Genomic DNA, 15,459 nt, shown 5'->3' with positions numbered 1-15,459 from the left:
ATAAACAGGCTGTTATTTTAATATGCCCTGTTCTTTTCTTCCGTATTGCTGGCTTTCGCCTGGCGTTTAGGTTTGTCGCTCTTACCAAATTTGTAGCTAAGTGATAGTCTGACTGCCCGGTTATCAAAGTAATTATTGTAACGAGTAGTAATGTTATTAACAACCGCGTAAAATTTTGATTTACTGGTCCTGAAAATATCTGTTGCATTTGCTCCCAGCGTCAATTTCTTATTCAACAGCAGCACCCTGAAGCCCAGGTCAAAACTATAATATGCATCGAATTTATACACGCCTGACAATTGGGGGAAAGTATATGTAAAATCCATAGTGCCCGACAATGTCTTGTCTTTATTAAAGATGAAAGTGTTGCCCGAATACAAATCAGCCCCCCATCCCGAGTGGCCAGCAGTATAGGATACAGTTGATTTTGTATTGATATAATAAAGTGAGGCTGTATTATAACTTTCCCACCAGGATAGTCTAGTCAAATTCAGTGATTGGCTGATACCAAAATTTCTTTGTGAATAATAATTAAGCCTGGTTAGCTTCGTTACTTTCGTTACAGAGTCGGACAACAGTATCTGGTCAAAAACATTATTGGCAATAGTGGCAAATACCTTGGTGATAAACATACTCCTGTAAGACCAGGTAAAGTCAAAATTATTATTATAGGTAGGCTGCAGGAAAGGATTTCCTTCATAATAAAAGTAAGGGCTTACATACTGCTTGAATGGATTCAGATACCAGTAATTGGGCCTGTTAATCCTTTTTCCATAAGATAAAACGAAAGTATTATCGTCTTTCTGTTTGTAGGAAACAAAAACAGTTGGGAATAATTTAAAATAGGCGTTATGATTGGTTTGCTGATAGGTAATAGAGTAGCCGGTTGTTTGTGTATATTCTCCCCTCAGGCCCAATTGCAGTCCCCATTTTTTCCATTGCCTGTTGCCATTTACATATAGTGCCTGTAGATTTTCACGATAATCGAACGCATTGCTGAGGGCTGAATCATAATGCAATTTATTATTTAGCTGCTGATAATAATTTGCTGAACTGCCGGTATGGATAAAGGAGACCTTTCCTCCAAATGAGAGATTCGCAAATTTGCGGGGAAGGGTAATATCTGCCTGCATAGTGTAGGCATTGATATTTTGTGGTGCCACACTTTGAAGGATCTGGTCACTGAGCAGATGATCATTGGTCAGATAACTGCTGCTCCCGGACAATTGGGTGTAATGATTATGAAAGGTAAAATAACCTCCATCCAGTGTAAGTTTATCTCCGGCACTGCTAAATATATTTTCATAATGCAGGCTTATATCATGGCTTTGTGTTTCCCGATGAATGGTATTACTGGCTTTCACCAGGGAATCCATTTTATTATCCGGCGAATAAATATTGGTAACAGAATATTCATTGGCATCAGCATTTTTAGCATTGTTGGAATAGGTGATACCAAACAACTGCTTTTTACTGATCTGATAATCTATACCCAGTCTGCCCAGTATGCTTTTAGTTATATTTTTCGATTTCCTGTTTTGTTGCCACGTTTGATCAGGATAATAAGTAGTAGGATTTGTAAGTTCATTATACTGGTTATCTGATACACTCAGGGAGGTATTGATACTCCATTTCCCTTTCGTATAGCTGAGTAATCCTCCGATATTAGCAGAACCATAATATGCCTGTGAGTAGGCAGCATTAATGCTTCCATTCAATCCATTTTCCTTTTTCCTGCGGGTAACGATATTGATGAGACCATGACTGCCCGCGGCATCATATTTCGCGGGTGGATTGGAGATCAGTTCAATACGTACAATATTTGAAGCGGGTATCGATTTGAGCAGGCTGAGGAGGTCGTCTCCGGACAAACGGATAAACCTGTCATCGATCAGCACATTTACCTGTCCCCTACCGGTAAGCATAATGCCATTTCCTCCTGTAATGCGCACACCAGGTAATTTCCCGATTGCATCCAGCGTATTGGCACCGCTTAGTGCCACACTGTTTTCAACATTAAAAACTGTTCTGTCAATCTTTTGTTCTATTAGTGGCTTTCTGCCCTGAATGGTTATATCTTTCAGGTTAACAATAGGGGGAGTAAGTATAATCCTGTCCAGGGTTACATTTGACTCCTTGATACTTATTACATGGATATAATCAGCATAAAACGGATGCTGGATTTTAAGTTGATAAGTACCGCTATCTATGCTGCTGAAGGAAAAAGCCCCTGTTTCAGCAGAAGATACCTCTTTAATCGGTTTCCCTGTAATTGCTGGTAACAGTACTATTTTTGCCTGATTTACCGGGCGTCCTGCGGTGTCTGATACGGTTCCTGAAATCCTGTATTGCTGGCCTTTTACGGCAGTTGTTAGTAAAGTAAAAAACAACATTAAGATACTGCTGTACCATTTGTTTCTGATTTGATTCATTATACTTATCGGTTATTCGTTTTTAATTATTTTGGTCAATAATGTTTTGGTATTACAACCGTTATCCGGGTAATAACTGTTTTACCTAAAGTCAGCGATTTCGGATTCACTTCTTTATTTTCACAATAAAATAATAAATTATCACATAGAAAAAAACCTGGGAGGACTAAAAAATCCATCCCAGATCTTTTTAATTACACTTATAAGGATCACGCTGTAGCTGCTGTAGGTTCTTCAGCATAGCATGTGCTGCCACCGGTGCCGCAGCCAGTAGAGCCACCGCCACCGCAGGTGCTGCCACCACTACCACAACCGGTAGAATTAGCTTCCATATCAGATATAACACCGCCTACAATTTCCTGTAATTGTTTTTCATCTAATTTGGCAATGGTTTCCTTATCCAATGCCAAAGGGTTTAGATTTACTTTTTTCATTTTTTTTTAATTTTGTTGTATTAAGTAAGCTATATCAGATGATAATTTAAGCAGTAGGATCTTCTGCTGCGCAGGTGCTACCGCCAGTTCCACAACCGGTAGACGTAGCTTCCAGCTCAACAGTAGCTCCACCAATAATTTCCTGTAATTGGTTTTCATCTAATTTGGCGATAGTTTCTTTATCTAAAGCCAAAGGGTTTAAAACTAACTTCTTCATAAAATTATAAAGTTATATGTTAATGATGATCTCTACTCTTTTAGGGCTTTTCGAGTTCCACCCATTGCTGCGCAACAATTTCTTTATGTTTTAGACAATAAGTTCTTAAGGAGAATTGACAGTAGTCCTGCCAATAACCGGTAATATCGATAACAAGCCAGGGGCTAAAGCTTGTTTATGAAATCTGAGGGAAAACCACTTCACAAAAAAAAGGATTACAGGTTATTACAATAGCTGTTATCGTCAAACAGCATGATAAGGATAATCATGTGCAAAATGATAAAAAGGGGCCTTTGAAAAAACACATTTATACTGCCTGTTCCTCAGTTTTCGCTAACAGATACGAGTATCGGTGTGACAATCCGACACAAGTATCTTCGCTAATCGGGCCACTAGTAAACGTTTTAGTCTCTCAACTTCTTAAAGGTATCTCTACAATAAAAAAGGGAATACTTATGTGGTGGTATATAGTACAGGTAAAGTCTCCCACGCAAAATTCAGAAACAAACATTGGGATTTATTCATGCCTTGTTAAATTAAGCTGATAAGATAGTTGTTTATTAAAAAACCGATAGGGCCTGGGTTTCATCAACAATAGCCGTTGTAAAGCTGGTTATTCTCTTCATTTATCGGGATTGCGCTGAAAGTCTAGGGTTTTATCTTTATCCTTTCTCTAATGAATCTTATTCCTTTGTGCCGGGTTTGGAGGGTAATCTATATATTTTAAAGCTTATTAACGAAACTAATAAAAAATAATTTAATAATCAAACAATCATTCAATTTCACTATGATTTTGATTTTACGGGAAGATATTCAATTGATTGTGGGTTAGCACTTTTAAATTTGACTGCATTATTTTATCAAAAATTCTCTGATGGATATATTTTCGAAGATGGATATACTGATAACCTGAAGGATTTCATATAGCGTATACCAGCTGTTGAATTTTTTATTTGCAATTCATTTGTACTTAGAAAATCCTTGTGCATCCCTCTTGGTTTATCTGTGAGCAAAGCCATTTGTTTATCTTCTGGTTGAAAGTTTAGTATTTCTTTTCTTGTCAGGTTTATTAAAATTTTGAATCTTCAGCATAAAAAAGTTATTAACTTGAATATATTTCGACCTAAAGAAATATTTTCGTTTCATGCTACAACTGATGAACGTCAAAAAGTTTTACAATAAACGTTTAGTCCTTGAAATCTCTTCCCTCAAACTGGGAAGTGGTCTTTTTTGGATAAAAGGTGCTAATGGCTCAGGTAAAACTACTTTATTAAAGATGATAGCAGGGCTAATTCCATTTGAAGGTGATATTTTATTCAAAGGTATAAGTCTGCGGAATAACCCGCTTGGCTATCGGCAAAATACAAGTTGGGCAGAAGCAGAACCATTATTTCCTCCGTTTATGAGTGGTATGGACCTCATCTCCCTTTACCGGAGTATTCGCAAGGCTTCGGCTGCTGAGGTAAATATGTTACTTGAACTTTTTAACGTGAACGACTATGTGAATAATAGCATAGGGACTTACTCAGCAGGGATGACCAAGAAACTATCCCTTATACTGGCTTTTCTTGGCAACCCGTCACTGGTGGTACTTGATGAACCCACCATTACACTGGATCCGGATGCCTTTACATCCATGTGCATGTTTATTCTCGAAAAGCAAAAGAATAGTGAAAGCATCTTTTTAATGAGTTCACATCAGGCGCTCGACAGCACCTTATCATTATCCTGCAAAGAACTTACTGTAAACAACGGGAATGTTTTAACATGAATTATCCAGCCAGAATATTATTTCAATCACTGATCAAATCCTTTTACAGGGAGAACGCAGGTGCTATTCTTTTTTTCATTACAATGTTGTTTTTAATTGTTGCCCCAACACATGGAGCGGGATTAATTGCATATCATCATTCACTGATCATTGGATTATTACAAAGCAACACTTTCTTATTATTGGTCTTTTTTGTCTGGCTGTTATACACCAGGAAGTGCGTTGCATTTGTTGCTGATGTATTAGGCAAACCGGAATACACCTTCATTCATATATTCAATTACCTGGGTAAGGCTAAACGATTCAGATTATTTTTTTTCGTAGAAGTATGTTTGTTGATGCCTGTTCTGCTTTATGCCGCACTTATTATTATCGTTGGGTGGCAACAGCATTTTTATTTTGCTGCCATGCTTGTACTTGGGTATACATTATTGTTATGCACAGCTTCAACAGTAAGGCATGTTTACCTGTTAAATAATTTGGAAAGAAAAACGCAACTCTCATCAAAAAAAGCAAAATGGATTTCAAAGCTGTTATCTGTTTACCCGGTTATACTGATTCAATCTGTTGCAAATAATCAAAAATTTCTGTGGCTTGGTATTAAGGTCTTTACCTGCGGTATCCTTTATGGAATCGCCCAAAATAATACCATTGCACAATATGATGCCGGCTCCGTTTTTTGGTTTTTCAATTTTGGTATCATCGCCAATGGGGTACTTGTGTTCCGGACAAGAGAATTTGAAGAAACATATTTAGCATTTTACCGGGGAGCACCGGTTTCATTACTAAAAAGGTTCCTGGGATATTCACTCGTCTGTTTCATGCTGTTATTCCCGGAATTTATCACGATAGGTATGCTTGTCCCTGTTCACCTGCACTACAGTGATGCCATCAGCTTTGCGCTGGGTAGCTATAGTCTGGTATTGCTAATGAACAGCATTACTTTCCTTCACAGATTCAGCATGAAAACATATCTTAAAATTGTACTGCTTATTACCTGTATACAATTTATCTTTTTAGTTTTTGCCGCACTTACTGCATTATACCTGCTCTTTTTCATTTTAGCAGTTATATGCTTTATGGTTGGTTACTATAAATTTGAATGAAGTATTACAACTCCGTCGGTAGCAGGACTGCCACCGGGGAATTGCGCATAACCGATTACACCACCAGTCATAGCACCTACTACCCATAAATTTAGTACAGAATCAGGTGAGGTAGGATTAATGCCTCCCTGGGAAGTTTTCTTCATCGCATCATTGGTACTCCAGCTCGTTTTGGTAGTAGCTTTACGCACTACACGCTGTAACTTGAAATCTACACCAATAGCTGCTTTAACGGTATCAAAGATAAGCGGCAGCATGGTGTATTCAACATTAAGCCCATTCTAGTCTTTATTTAAGGCATTTATCTGGGATTGTACCTGTGCAAGTGATACATTTTGAGCAGTAGTTCTGTACAGTACATTTACTACTACAGGAATTTCAATACTGCCATCGGGGAGTAAACGAAAAAGTGATTTATTACGTATAACCTCCGACGTTAGTTTTTCAATTTTGGCCATCCGTTGGCCAAGAGAAGGGTCTTCCAACAGTTGCTGTTTTAACACGTCAGCAGCAGCGCAGCGGCGTACTTTAATGGTAGCAGTTTCATTGTCAACAGGTACACTATCAACACTGCGCTTGTCATTTTTGGAGCAAGCAGTCAGATACAGGATTCCAATAATTAAATAAAAAGCAGTTTTTTTCATGTTTGCAGATTTTGGTACTCATATATCTATCAATAGGGTAAAAAATGCCGGGGGAGAAATATAGATAGATAATTGAGAATTGGGTTTTACCATATGAATATAACTTACGATACTGCGGGAGGCACACAGTAAATACAAATAGCAGATTTCGTAGTGGATGCTTATGCATAAAAAATGGATTAATACGACTGCAATAGGGAGCTTTTTTTCCGTACCTGAATCTTTTTTCCGTATTGTTTATAGTCCCTGTTATGTTGAAATGTGCCGCTATCAATATTGGTATTTTAAGTATAAAAATTTCAACAAAAAATCCGGCAACACAATGATATGCGCTGCCGGATTTGTCAACTACGGAAGAACCGGAAAAGAATATTGATTTTACCAGGGCAATCTTACCCAGGGGCTTTCAGGAGCTATTAATAAATATTCCATATTAGCCTGCAGTGCCTCAAAGCTGTCCTCATCCACACCATTCCATACACAGCGTGCAAACTGATAAGAAATAGACAGATGCCTCCACGAAGTATACGTTCTTTTTATAGCAGGTACACCTGCCATGATATATTGCAATGCCTGTTCATAAGTAATATACCCGGCATCATAACCAAAACGGCTAAGATTAATAATACGGCCAAAATCCCATATGAGCATATCCGGTTGAATATCTTTATCAATCAGATTTTTTTCGCGGAATAATTCCAGTGCATCACGGGTATTCCGTAAGCGCTCCATCACTACGGCTTCTTCCAGCTTGTTGGAAACAATATACTCGCGGAGAAACGCTTTGCTCTCCTTCATGGATACGGTATTAATGGCCTGCCAGATCATATCGTATTCTATCCGGTGCCCGCTTTCCTGTAACCAGGTGAACATCTCCAGCAATTCTTCTGTACTGTCTATGTCCCACCATTCAGAGAGTTGCTCTCTGCACTCCTGCTTAGTTAAACTGGTGGCTACATCATTCAGGTATTGTCCGTTTAAAGATGCAATATCTGCTCCACAGGCTATCGCCCATTGTTGCGCAGCATCCAGTTTACTGTCCGGGTTTAAATTAATTTCGCCTGGCTCCCCGTCCATATCATCATCATCTGCATCATCACCGGAAAACATTTGATTAAACTGTTTCATATTCTCTGTAAACTGCCCCATCTGGGCGCTAAAGTCATTTGTCTGGTTTACAGATTGCTGCATCTGTTGTTTGTACATCTCAATGGCTTCTTCGGTTAATCCCATGCTGCGTAGCTGTTGCCAATATTGCTCCATATAATCCTGCTGATTCATACCCTTAGTTTTTTTAGGTTATAACTTAATGAATGTCTGGTAATAAATTAGGGATAAAAGTAGGGGAAAATCGGAAATATATTGCCCGTTTACACTAAAATAATCCTTCAACTATTCATGAAAAAGCCCCTGTCAGTGATTTCTGACAAGGGCTTTTCGCTAAAAACTAATGTATATTATTTCATATCCGCTCCTTCACAAATTGCTCACAATACTGCTTAATCTCCTCCCGCACAGCCCTGAACGACTCCATTATTTCTTCCGCTGAACCAACTGCCTTAGCCGGATCAGGGAAATTATGATGCAATTTCTCGGCTTTGGAAGGAAAGAAAGGGCAACGTTCTTTGGCGTTATCGCATACCGTGATCACCATATCGAAATCAACATCCCTGTATTCGTTGATGTTATTGGAAGTATGCGATGAAATATCAATTCCATCTTCGGCCATTACCTGTATGGCTTTAGGGTTAACGCCGTGGGTTTCCACGCCTGCACTGTATATAACGGCCTTATCTCCTGCAAAATGTTGCAGGTAACCATGTGCTATCTGGCTGCGGCAACTGTTGCCTGTACATAAAACTAAAATGCGTTTCATCAGTTATTGCTGTTTTTGAGAACGATAATATTTATTGCGCAACCAAAAGGCTACGTTGACAAGCGCAATCAATGCGGGTACTTCCACCAGCGGACCTATCACACCTACAAAAGCCTGTCCGGAATTAATGCCAAATACCCCGATAGCCACCGCAATAGCCAGTTCAAAATTGTTGCCGGCTGCAGTGAATGCGATGGCGGTATTCTGTGAATAATCCGCTCCGCTGGCTTTGCCCAGCAGGAAACTTAACAGGAACATGATCACAAAATAAATTACCAATGGAACGGCTATACGCAATACATCCATGGGTATCTGCAACATCAGCTTTCCTTTTAAACTAAACATCACCACGATGGTAAAAAGTAAGGCGATTAGCGTTACAGGAGATATCAGCGGAATAAATTTTTCGCGGAACCACATTTCCCCTTTTAGGGCAATAAGGCTATATCTGCTGATAATACCTGCCAGAAAGGGAATACCAAGGTAGATGCCTACACTCTTTGCAATATCGCTGATACCAACAGATACCGTCATTCCTTTCATACCCAGCAGCGCGGGTAGCCAGGTAATAAACGTGTACGCATATACGCTGTATAACAATACCTGGAAAATACTGTTTAATGCCACCAGGCCGGCGGCGTATTCCCGGTTACCTTCTGCCAGTTCATTCCATACAATTACCATGGCAATACAACGCGCAAGTCCGATCAGGATAAGACCTGTCATATATTCCGGGTAATCATGCAGGAACAATACCGCCAGGCCAAACATGAGTATGGGCCCTGCTATCCAGTTGAGGAACAGTGAAACGCTGAGTACTTTGGTATTACGGAATACCTCTCCCATATTTTCGTAGCGTACTTTCGCTAACGGCGGATACATCATCAGTATTAAGCCTATTGCCAGCGGAATATTGGTAGTACCGGTAGAAAAGGAATTAATATAGCCTGCGGCAGATGGAATAAAATACCCGATCCCGATGCCCAGCGCCATGGCCAGGAAGATCCATAAGGTCAGATAACGGTCCAGGAAAGATAACTGCCTGCGTTGAGCAGGATTACAATTGGTTATAGTGCTCATAACTTTTTATCAACAACAATCAGGGCCACAGCAGGCGGGCTTTTCCGCATATACCGTGATACTGTAAATGCCGGTATGCCCGGTTTTAAAATCTGCTATTGCTGTAGCAGTCATGTAAGTGCTTAAAATATCATCGGGGATGATGATGGCTTTCTCCTTTTGCACCGTGATACCGGTAAACCCATTCGCTGCTATCAATCCCAGGTATTCCTCTTTTTGAATAGCTCCGGATACGCAGCCGGCATACATTTCAGCGGCTTGCTGTAAGGCTGTTGGCAAAGTACCTTCCAGTACAATGTCTGAAATACTAAAGTGACCACCAGGTTTCAATACCCGCAGTATTTCCTTAAAAACACCATCTTTGTTAGGTACCAGGTTTAATACACAGTTGCTTACGATTACATCGGCGGTATTGGCAGATACCGGCATACGCTCAATATCTCCCTGCCGGAACTCCACATTATTAAATTGCAGCTTTTCTGCGTTTATACGGGCTTTTTCTATCATGGCGGGGGTGAAGTCGATGCCAATGATTTTGCCGCTCTCACCGGCCTCTTTCCGGGCAATAAAACAATCATTGCCGGCGCCTGCACCAAGATCAATAACCGTATCCCCGTTTTTAATGTGTGCAAATTGTGTAGGCAATCCGCAACCCAGCCCCAGATCGGCCGCAGCGTTGTATCCTTCCAGTGCGGAGTAATCATCGCTCATGATGTTATACACATCTGTAGAACAACATCCGGAGCCGCAACAGCTGGACTCATTAGCGGCTTTATCCTGTAAAGCAATCTCACCATACTTTTGCTTTACCATTTCTTTTATTTGTTCATCGGTAGACATAACAAAGCAATTCATCTTATTATTGCAATATTGCGATAGATATTAACAAAAAATTTTTAGCAGCAGGTTTTACTCAGTTTTACTTCTTTGAAGAAGCCGGCAAATAATTCCTGGTATTGTTTCCATACAGCCGGATGTAAACAGTAGCAAACACTGGCCCCTTCTATGGTTCCTTGTATAAGCCCTGCATTTTTAAGCTCTTTTAAATGCTGGGAAGTAGTAGCTTGTGCCAGTCCCAGTTCCTCCACCAGGTCTCCGCAAACACAGGCGTTCTTCTTATACAGATACTGCAAAATGGCTATCCGCGCAGGATGCGCAAGTGCTTTTGCCATAGTGGCAATGTCATTCTGCTGTTTGGTAAATAAATCTGATTTTGAAGCCCCCATGATATATCACTGTTGTCGTATCGCAATATTACGATAATATAATTAAACACAAAAAAAACTTTACATAAGGAGGTCCTCTCATAAAAATGAGACGACCGCTTTCAATTCAACATGTATTTGTCAGTTATCAACGTTTATTACATATCTCACCAAACATTCTTCTTCTCATCCGGCCTTATCATCAAATCAGTCCGGATCTTCTCAGCAGTCTACCATAATAAGACGAATAAAAAAGACCGGATAACTAAAGACCGGTAAAAAAAATTATACTCTTCCGATAAGCAGCAAAACGATGGCCAGATCTATTTCTTTAGCAAGATAGTTACGGATAAATCGCTGCGCGAGTACAATATGATTATTAACCGTAGCCCTGGAAATGTGCAGCTGCTGCGCTATCTGATCGTGTGTGAGTTCCTGCTCCCTGCTTAAACTATATACTTTTTTGCATTGCGGAGAAAGCAGTGAGATAGCCATACGCACCTTTTCTTCATATTCATGGGTGATCAGCAAAGCATCTGTTTCATCTGCTGCGGCTACTTCTATCCCTTCCCACAATAATTCCTGCAAACGCTGATCCTTAGCGGCTGAACGTAGAAAATCAATACTCTTGTTATGTGCAATACGAAAGAGAAAAGCATCAAAATTATTGATCTGAGTAATCAGCTCCCTGCCGGTCCATATTTTCATAAATACGTCCAGCACCAGTTCTTCTGCCACCTGCTCAGATTTTATGAAGCGGGAAATATAATAGAATAAGCGACCACGATACTGGTCAAACAAAGCTTTGAAAGCTTTTTCATTACCTGCTGCAATATCCTGCAGGTTTACCTGTTGAATTTTTAACTGTTGCACTGGCAAGGAATATCAGGTATATAACAAGTGAAACACTGTCTGTAGTGTAATAATGAAAATAATTAACGCGCGCTGATGATGATTGTGTTATACTCTTAAATTAAAATGGAAATATTTACTTAAATTATCACTGTTTTGGTTGATACAGATGAAACGCTTTAAACTGATAACCAAACGTAGAATAAAAAATCTGATTTACCAAATCATTGAAATTGCAAACGATTGTATCACAATACTAAACAAGTGTACCCACTTTAATGTTTGCTTAATATATCACACTTATGACTACCACCTCAGACACCTCAGAAAATCTGGGCAAAAAAGCCAGAGAAAAGGTACCCCGCACAGCGCAGGGAACGTTTACACTGGCCCCCAAACGCCCTACTGTATTGGCTGCTATTAAGGAGTCCAATTACGATCGTGTAAAAGAACTGATCCCCATCCGGCACAGCAGAATGAGTGCCTCCCCTTTTGCATTTTACAGGGGTATGGCCGGCACCATGGCCCAGGACCTTTCCTTCCTGCCCCATACACAACTACATGTGCAGGCTATGGGCGATTGCCATTTAATGAATTTCGGTGGCTTCGCCACACCGGAACGTAACCTCATTTTTGATGCAAACGATTTTGATGAAACAATACCCGCTCCGTGGGAATGGGATGTAAAAAGACTGGCCACCAGCTTTGTGCTGGCAGCAAGACATAACAGCATGCGGGAGGCAGATGCACGGGAAATGGCGGTAGACGTGGCCACCGCCTATCGCAATGCCATCGCTGAATATTCACAGATGAAAACCCTTGATCTGTGGTATATGAAATTTGAGATGGAGGGACTCGTGGAAAAAGCCCGCAGCGAAAAAGTAAAGCAGATGCTAAGAGCTGCCATCAGCCAGGCATCAAAAAGCACCCAGCAAAAAGTATTTTATAAGATTACACAAAGCGCATTAGGTAATTTTGAAATTGCGGATCAACATCCACTGATATACCACCCGATAGATTTGAATAAGCAGAAAGACATGGTACAGTCGTTCCTTAACTTTTACATGCGCACTTTACCGGACGACAAACACTATCTTTTCAACCAGTTCAAAATAATAGACATTGCGCTGAAAGTAGTAGGTGTAGGCAGTGTAGGCACCCGCTGTTTGGTAGCACTGATGATGAATGCGAGGGAAGAACCCTTGTTCATACAGGTAAAAGAAGCCCGGACCAGCGTATTGGAAGCCTATACCGCCAAAAGTAAGTACAAACATAATGGCGAACGCATTGTACAGGGACAACGCCTCGTTCAGGCAGCCAGCGATATCTTCCTGGGCTGGAGCACCGGCCTGGAAGGCAGACATTTCTATCTGCGCCAGCTCCGCGACCGTAAAATAGCCCCGGATGTGGAACATTTTGATAAAGAATTACTGGCCGCCTATGCCGGCCTGTGTGGCCGCGTACTGGCCCGGGCCCACGCCAAAACCGGCCACGGCAATATCATCAGCAGCTATATGGGCAAAGCAGATGTATTTGATCAGGCTATCGGCAAGTTTGCAGTGGCTTATGCAGATCAAACAGAAAAAGACTACGCAGAATTTATGAAGGCCATCAAAGCAGGAAAATTGCCGGTAGAAAAAGCCTGAGAAAAGCTGTTAGCATTTAGCTATTAGCTGTTAGCATAAAAAAAGCGGAGATATCAGCATTTGCTAATATCTCCGCTTTTTTACTAATAGCTAAATGCTAACAGCTAAAAGGTTCTGTCTCTTTTATCAACTCTACCCTTTCTGTTCTTAGGCTTAGGTCTTCTTGGATCCGCCTTAGGCATGTCAGGATTAGCACTGTTGGCTTCTATGAGTGCAGCCTCTTCAAAAGGATGACTCACCGCCGGTATAATTTGTTTCGTCAGTTTGTTGATACTATCCAGGTACTCTCTTTCTTCTGTATCGCAGAAAGACAATGCAAAGCCTGCAGCACCTGCTCTACCGGTTCTGCCTATACGATGCACATAAGTTTCTGAAACATTTGGCAGATCATAATTGATCACGTGTTCCAGTGAATCCACATCGATACCTCTTGCAGCAATATCTGTAGCTACCAATACACGAAGGCGGCCATTTTTAAAGTTGTTCAGGGTATTCTGACGGGAAGCCTGTGATTTGTCGCCGTGCAATGCATCTGCATTGATATTGCGCTTCTTCAGGTTTTTTGCAATCCTGTCTGCACCATGTTTCGTTTGGGTGAATACGATGGTACTCTTAATAGTATTATCTCTTAAAAGATGATCCAGTAACGACTGTTTATCTTTCTTCTTTACAAAATAAACTGATTGCTCAATTCTTTCAGCTGTAGAAGATACTGGTGTGATAGTTATCTTTTCCGGCTTGTAGAGTAAAGAGTTGGCCAGTTGTGAAATGCTTGGCGGCATAGTGGCAGAAAAGAACAGTGTTTGTCTTTGCTGCGGCAGCTCTCTGATGACTTTTTTAATGTCATTGATAAAGCCCATATCCAGCATACGATCAGCCTCATCCAGTACAAATATTTCCAGATGATTGAGGTAAATATATCCCTGGTTCATCAAATCCAGCAATCTGCCGGGAGTGGCAATCAGGATATCGGTACCGTTACGCAATGCAATAGTTTGCCTGTGCTGTGGTACCCCACCAAAGATAACATCATGCTTCAGGCCGGTATGCTTGCCATAAGCGGCAAAACTTTCACCAATCTGTACCGCCAGTTCCCTGGTAGGCGTGAGTATCAATGTGCGGATATGTTTAAAGCCCTGATTGGCTGGTGTACTGTTATGTAATAACTGTAAAATCGGTATAGCGAACGCGGCCGTTTTACCGGTACCGGTTTGTGCGCATCCTAGCAGGTCTTTACCTTCCAATACAATAGGAATAGACTGTAATTGTATGGGAGTAGGCGTAGTGTAGCCTTCGGTTTTAACTGCTTTTAAAATGGGCTCAATAAGCCCTAATTGCTCAAATAACATGTTGAAATATCTGATGTAATAAATATAAAATAACGCTTCTTCATCTTTAGCGTTATCACAATTGAGGAGAGCAGTAAAGAAAAGATTGCTGGACTGGAGAGAAGGAAAACACTTCTGTGCTTTATGTTTTAACTCAACAGACGATGGCAAAGATACTGCTTTTCCCATCAGGAACATGATAAATTAAAAAAATAGCATATGAAAGAGGGAAAATAACTACTATGAGGCCACGCCGCATACAGCTATAAAAGGTAACAAAAAAGGCCGTTTTAAACGGCCTTCAAAACTATTTAGCAGCAGCGGGTGCAGCAGGTGCCTCGTCCGGTTTGGTTTTTGGCTCCTCATTACCATGATGACAAGTGTAGCAGGACACCGCCATTACTTCACTGCCCTTAAAGAATTTCTTATTAATACGTTTCGTCATTCTCATCATTTCCCTCGCCGTTCCTTTGTGCGGATTCTCATCGCTGGCAAAATCCAGTTTCTTCGCATCATCTTTTTGTGGTGCGTGACAGAAATTGCACTTTACCCCTAAAGCGGCATCAAAACCGCGCATAACCGTAATCAGTTCTTCATGACTGATATTTTTTGGCAGCACCTTCAGGTTCTGTGCCTTTTCGGGCTCCTGTGGCAATGCGAGTGAACATAGCGTGCCGGCTACCAATAGCGCCGCCACTACCATAAAACTTTTGCTGATTTTCATGACCATGGGTTTAAATAAGTATTTTAATGCTTCCTTCAGACAGGGAATCTACAAAAAAGAATTATAAATAAATAGTAATAATCTATATATACTATCCATCTTTCTTCAGTCACCCAATTACTCCCCTGTCTGAACCAGGATTTT

The 15,459-nt window shown here is 40.7% G+C and carries 16 protein-coding genes; 3 read left to right on the top strand and 13 right to left on the bottom strand.

Annotated elements, in window-relative coordinates; genetic code table 11:
- Positions 1 to 17: 17 nt before the first annotated feature.
- The 3 genes from CLV51_RS08070 to CLV51_RS08060 form a co-directional block, all read right to left on the bottom strand.
- Positions 18 to 2,432 (bottom strand): outer membrane beta-barrel protein, encoded by a 2,415-nt coding sequence (locus tag CLV51_RS08070; protein ID WP_106527450.1) that lies wholly within the window; start codon positions 2,430 to 2,432, stop codon positions 18 to 20.
- 209 nt (positions 2,433 to 2,641) lie between these two features.
- On the bottom strand, positions 2,642 to 2,866 hold the full coding sequence (locus CLV51_RS08065) for a class I lanthipeptide (RefSeq protein ID WP_106527449.1): 225 nt from the start codon (positions 2,864 to 2,866) through the stop codon (positions 2,642 to 2,644).
- A gap of 46 nt (positions 2,867 to 2,912) precedes the next feature.
- The gene (locus CLV51_RS08060) at positions 2,913 to 3,083 is read right to left on the bottom strand and encodes a class I lanthipeptide (RefSeq protein WP_106527448.1); all 171 of its coding nucleotides are present in this window, start codon (positions 3,081 to 3,083) and stop codon (positions 2,913 to 2,915) included.
- Positions 3,084 to 4,227: 1,144 nt separating this feature from the next.
- Here CLV51_RS08060 and CLV51_RS08055 point away from each other — a divergent pair.
- Together CLV51_RS08055 and CLV51_RS08050 are read left to right on the top strand one after the other, a co-directional pair.
- On the top strand, positions 4,228 to 4,854 hold the full coding sequence (locus tag CLV51_RS08055; RefSeq protein ID WP_106527447.1) for an ABC transporter ATP-binding protein: 627 nt from the start codon (positions 4,228 to 4,230) through the stop codon (positions 4,852 to 4,854).
- Positions 4,851 to 5,960, top strand: coding sequence for a hypothetical protein (locus CLV51_RS08050; protein WP_106527446.1), 1,110 nt, complete (start codon positions 4,851 to 4,853; stop codon positions 5,958 to 5,960). The genes CLV51_RS08055 and CLV51_RS08050 overlap by 4 nt, the downstream gene beginning before the upstream one ends.
- Here the strand turns inward: CLV51_RS08050 and CLV51_RS08045 are convergent.
- From CLV51_RS08045 to CLV51_RS08005, 8 genes are all read right to left on the bottom strand, one after another.
- Positions 5,945 to 6,217 (bottom strand): zinc metalloprotease, encoded by a 273-nt coding sequence (locus CLV51_RS08045; RefSeq protein ID WP_106527445.1) that lies wholly within the window; start codon positions 6,215 to 6,217, stop codon positions 5,945 to 5,947. The genes CLV51_RS08050 and CLV51_RS08045 overlap by 16 nt on opposite strands.
- 24 nt (positions 6,218 to 6,241) lie before the next feature.
- Positions 6,242 to 6,604 (bottom strand): hypothetical protein, encoded by a 363-nt coding sequence (locus CLV51_RS08040; RefSeq protein ID WP_106527444.1) that lies wholly within the window; start codon positions 6,602 to 6,604, stop codon positions 6,242 to 6,244.
- A gap of 378 nt (positions 6,605 to 6,982) precedes the next feature.
- Positions 6,983 to 7,885 carry a DUF1266 domain-containing protein gene (locus CLV51_RS08030; protein WP_106527442.1) on the bottom strand — a complete coding sequence of 301 codons (903 nt, stop codon included), beginning with the start codon at positions 7,883 to 7,885 and terminating at the stop codon, positions 6,983 to 6,985.
- 181 nt (positions 7,886 to 8,066) lie between these two features.
- Positions 8,067 to 8,480 carry an arsenate reductase ArsC gene (locus CLV51_RS08025; RefSeq protein ID WP_106527441.1) on the bottom strand — a complete coding sequence of 138 codons (414 nt, stop codon included), beginning with the start codon at positions 8,478 to 8,480 and terminating at the stop codon, positions 8,067 to 8,069.
- Between the two features lie 3 nt (positions 8,481 to 8,483).
- Positions 8,484 to 9,560 (bottom strand): ACR3 family arsenite efflux transporter, encoded by a 1,077-nt coding sequence (arsB, locus tag CLV51_RS08020; RefSeq protein WP_106527440.1) that lies wholly within the window; start codon positions 9,558 to 9,560, stop codon positions 8,484 to 8,486.
- A 9-nt stretch (positions 9,561 to 9,569) separates the two neighbouring features.
- Positions 9,570 to 10,400 (bottom strand): arsenite methyltransferase, encoded by an 831-nt coding sequence (locus tag CLV51_RS08015; protein ID WP_106527439.1) that lies wholly within the window; start codon positions 10,398 to 10,400, stop codon positions 9,570 to 9,572.
- A 56-nt stretch (positions 10,401 to 10,456) separates the two neighbouring features.
- The gene (locus CLV51_RS08010) at positions 10,457 to 10,786 is read right to left on the bottom strand and encodes an ArsR/SmtB family transcription factor (protein WP_106527438.1); all 330 of its coding nucleotides are present in this window, start codon (positions 10,784 to 10,786) and stop codon (positions 10,457 to 10,459) included.
- 264 nt (positions 10,787 to 11,050) lie between these two features.
- Complete coding sequence (locus CLV51_RS08005) at positions 11,051 to 11,638, bottom strand: RNA polymerase sigma-70 factor (protein WP_211301948.1); 588 nt, start codon at positions 11,636 to 11,638, stop codon at positions 11,051 to 11,053.
- Between the two features lie 281 nt (positions 11,639 to 11,919).
- On the opposite strand from CLV51_RS08005, the gene CLV51_RS08000 reads away from it, so the two are divergent.
- Positions 11,920 to 13,263 (top strand): DUF2252 domain-containing protein, encoded by a 1,344-nt coding sequence (locus CLV51_RS08000; protein WP_106527437.1) that lies wholly within the window; start codon positions 11,920 to 11,922, stop codon positions 13,261 to 13,263.
- 104 nt (positions 13,264 to 13,367) lie between these two features.
- Here CLV51_RS08000 and CLV51_RS07995 read toward each other — a convergent pair whose 3' ends face one another.
- Both CLV51_RS07995 and CLV51_RS07990 read right to left on the bottom strand, forming a co-directional pair.
- Positions 13,368 to 14,780, bottom strand: a complete 1,413-nt coding sequence (locus CLV51_RS07995) for a DEAD/DEAH box helicase (RefSeq protein WP_245898651.1) — start codon at positions 14,778 to 14,780, stop codon at positions 13,368 to 13,370.
- A 118-nt stretch (positions 14,781 to 14,898) separates the two neighbouring features.
- Complete coding sequence (locus tag CLV51_RS07990; protein WP_106527436.1) at positions 14,899 to 15,315, bottom strand: c-type cytochrome; 417 nt, start codon at positions 15,313 to 15,315, stop codon at positions 14,899 to 14,901.
- Positions 15,316 to 15,459: the final 144 nt, after the last annotated feature.

The organism is Chitinophaga niastensis (assembly GCF_003014755.1).
In the GTDB taxonomy this organism is placed as follows: domain Bacteria; phylum Bacteroidota; class Bacteroidia; order Chitinophagales; family Chitinophagaceae; genus Chitinophaga; species Chitinophaga niastensis.
This window is presented reverse-complemented; position numbering and strand designations above follow the sequence as displayed.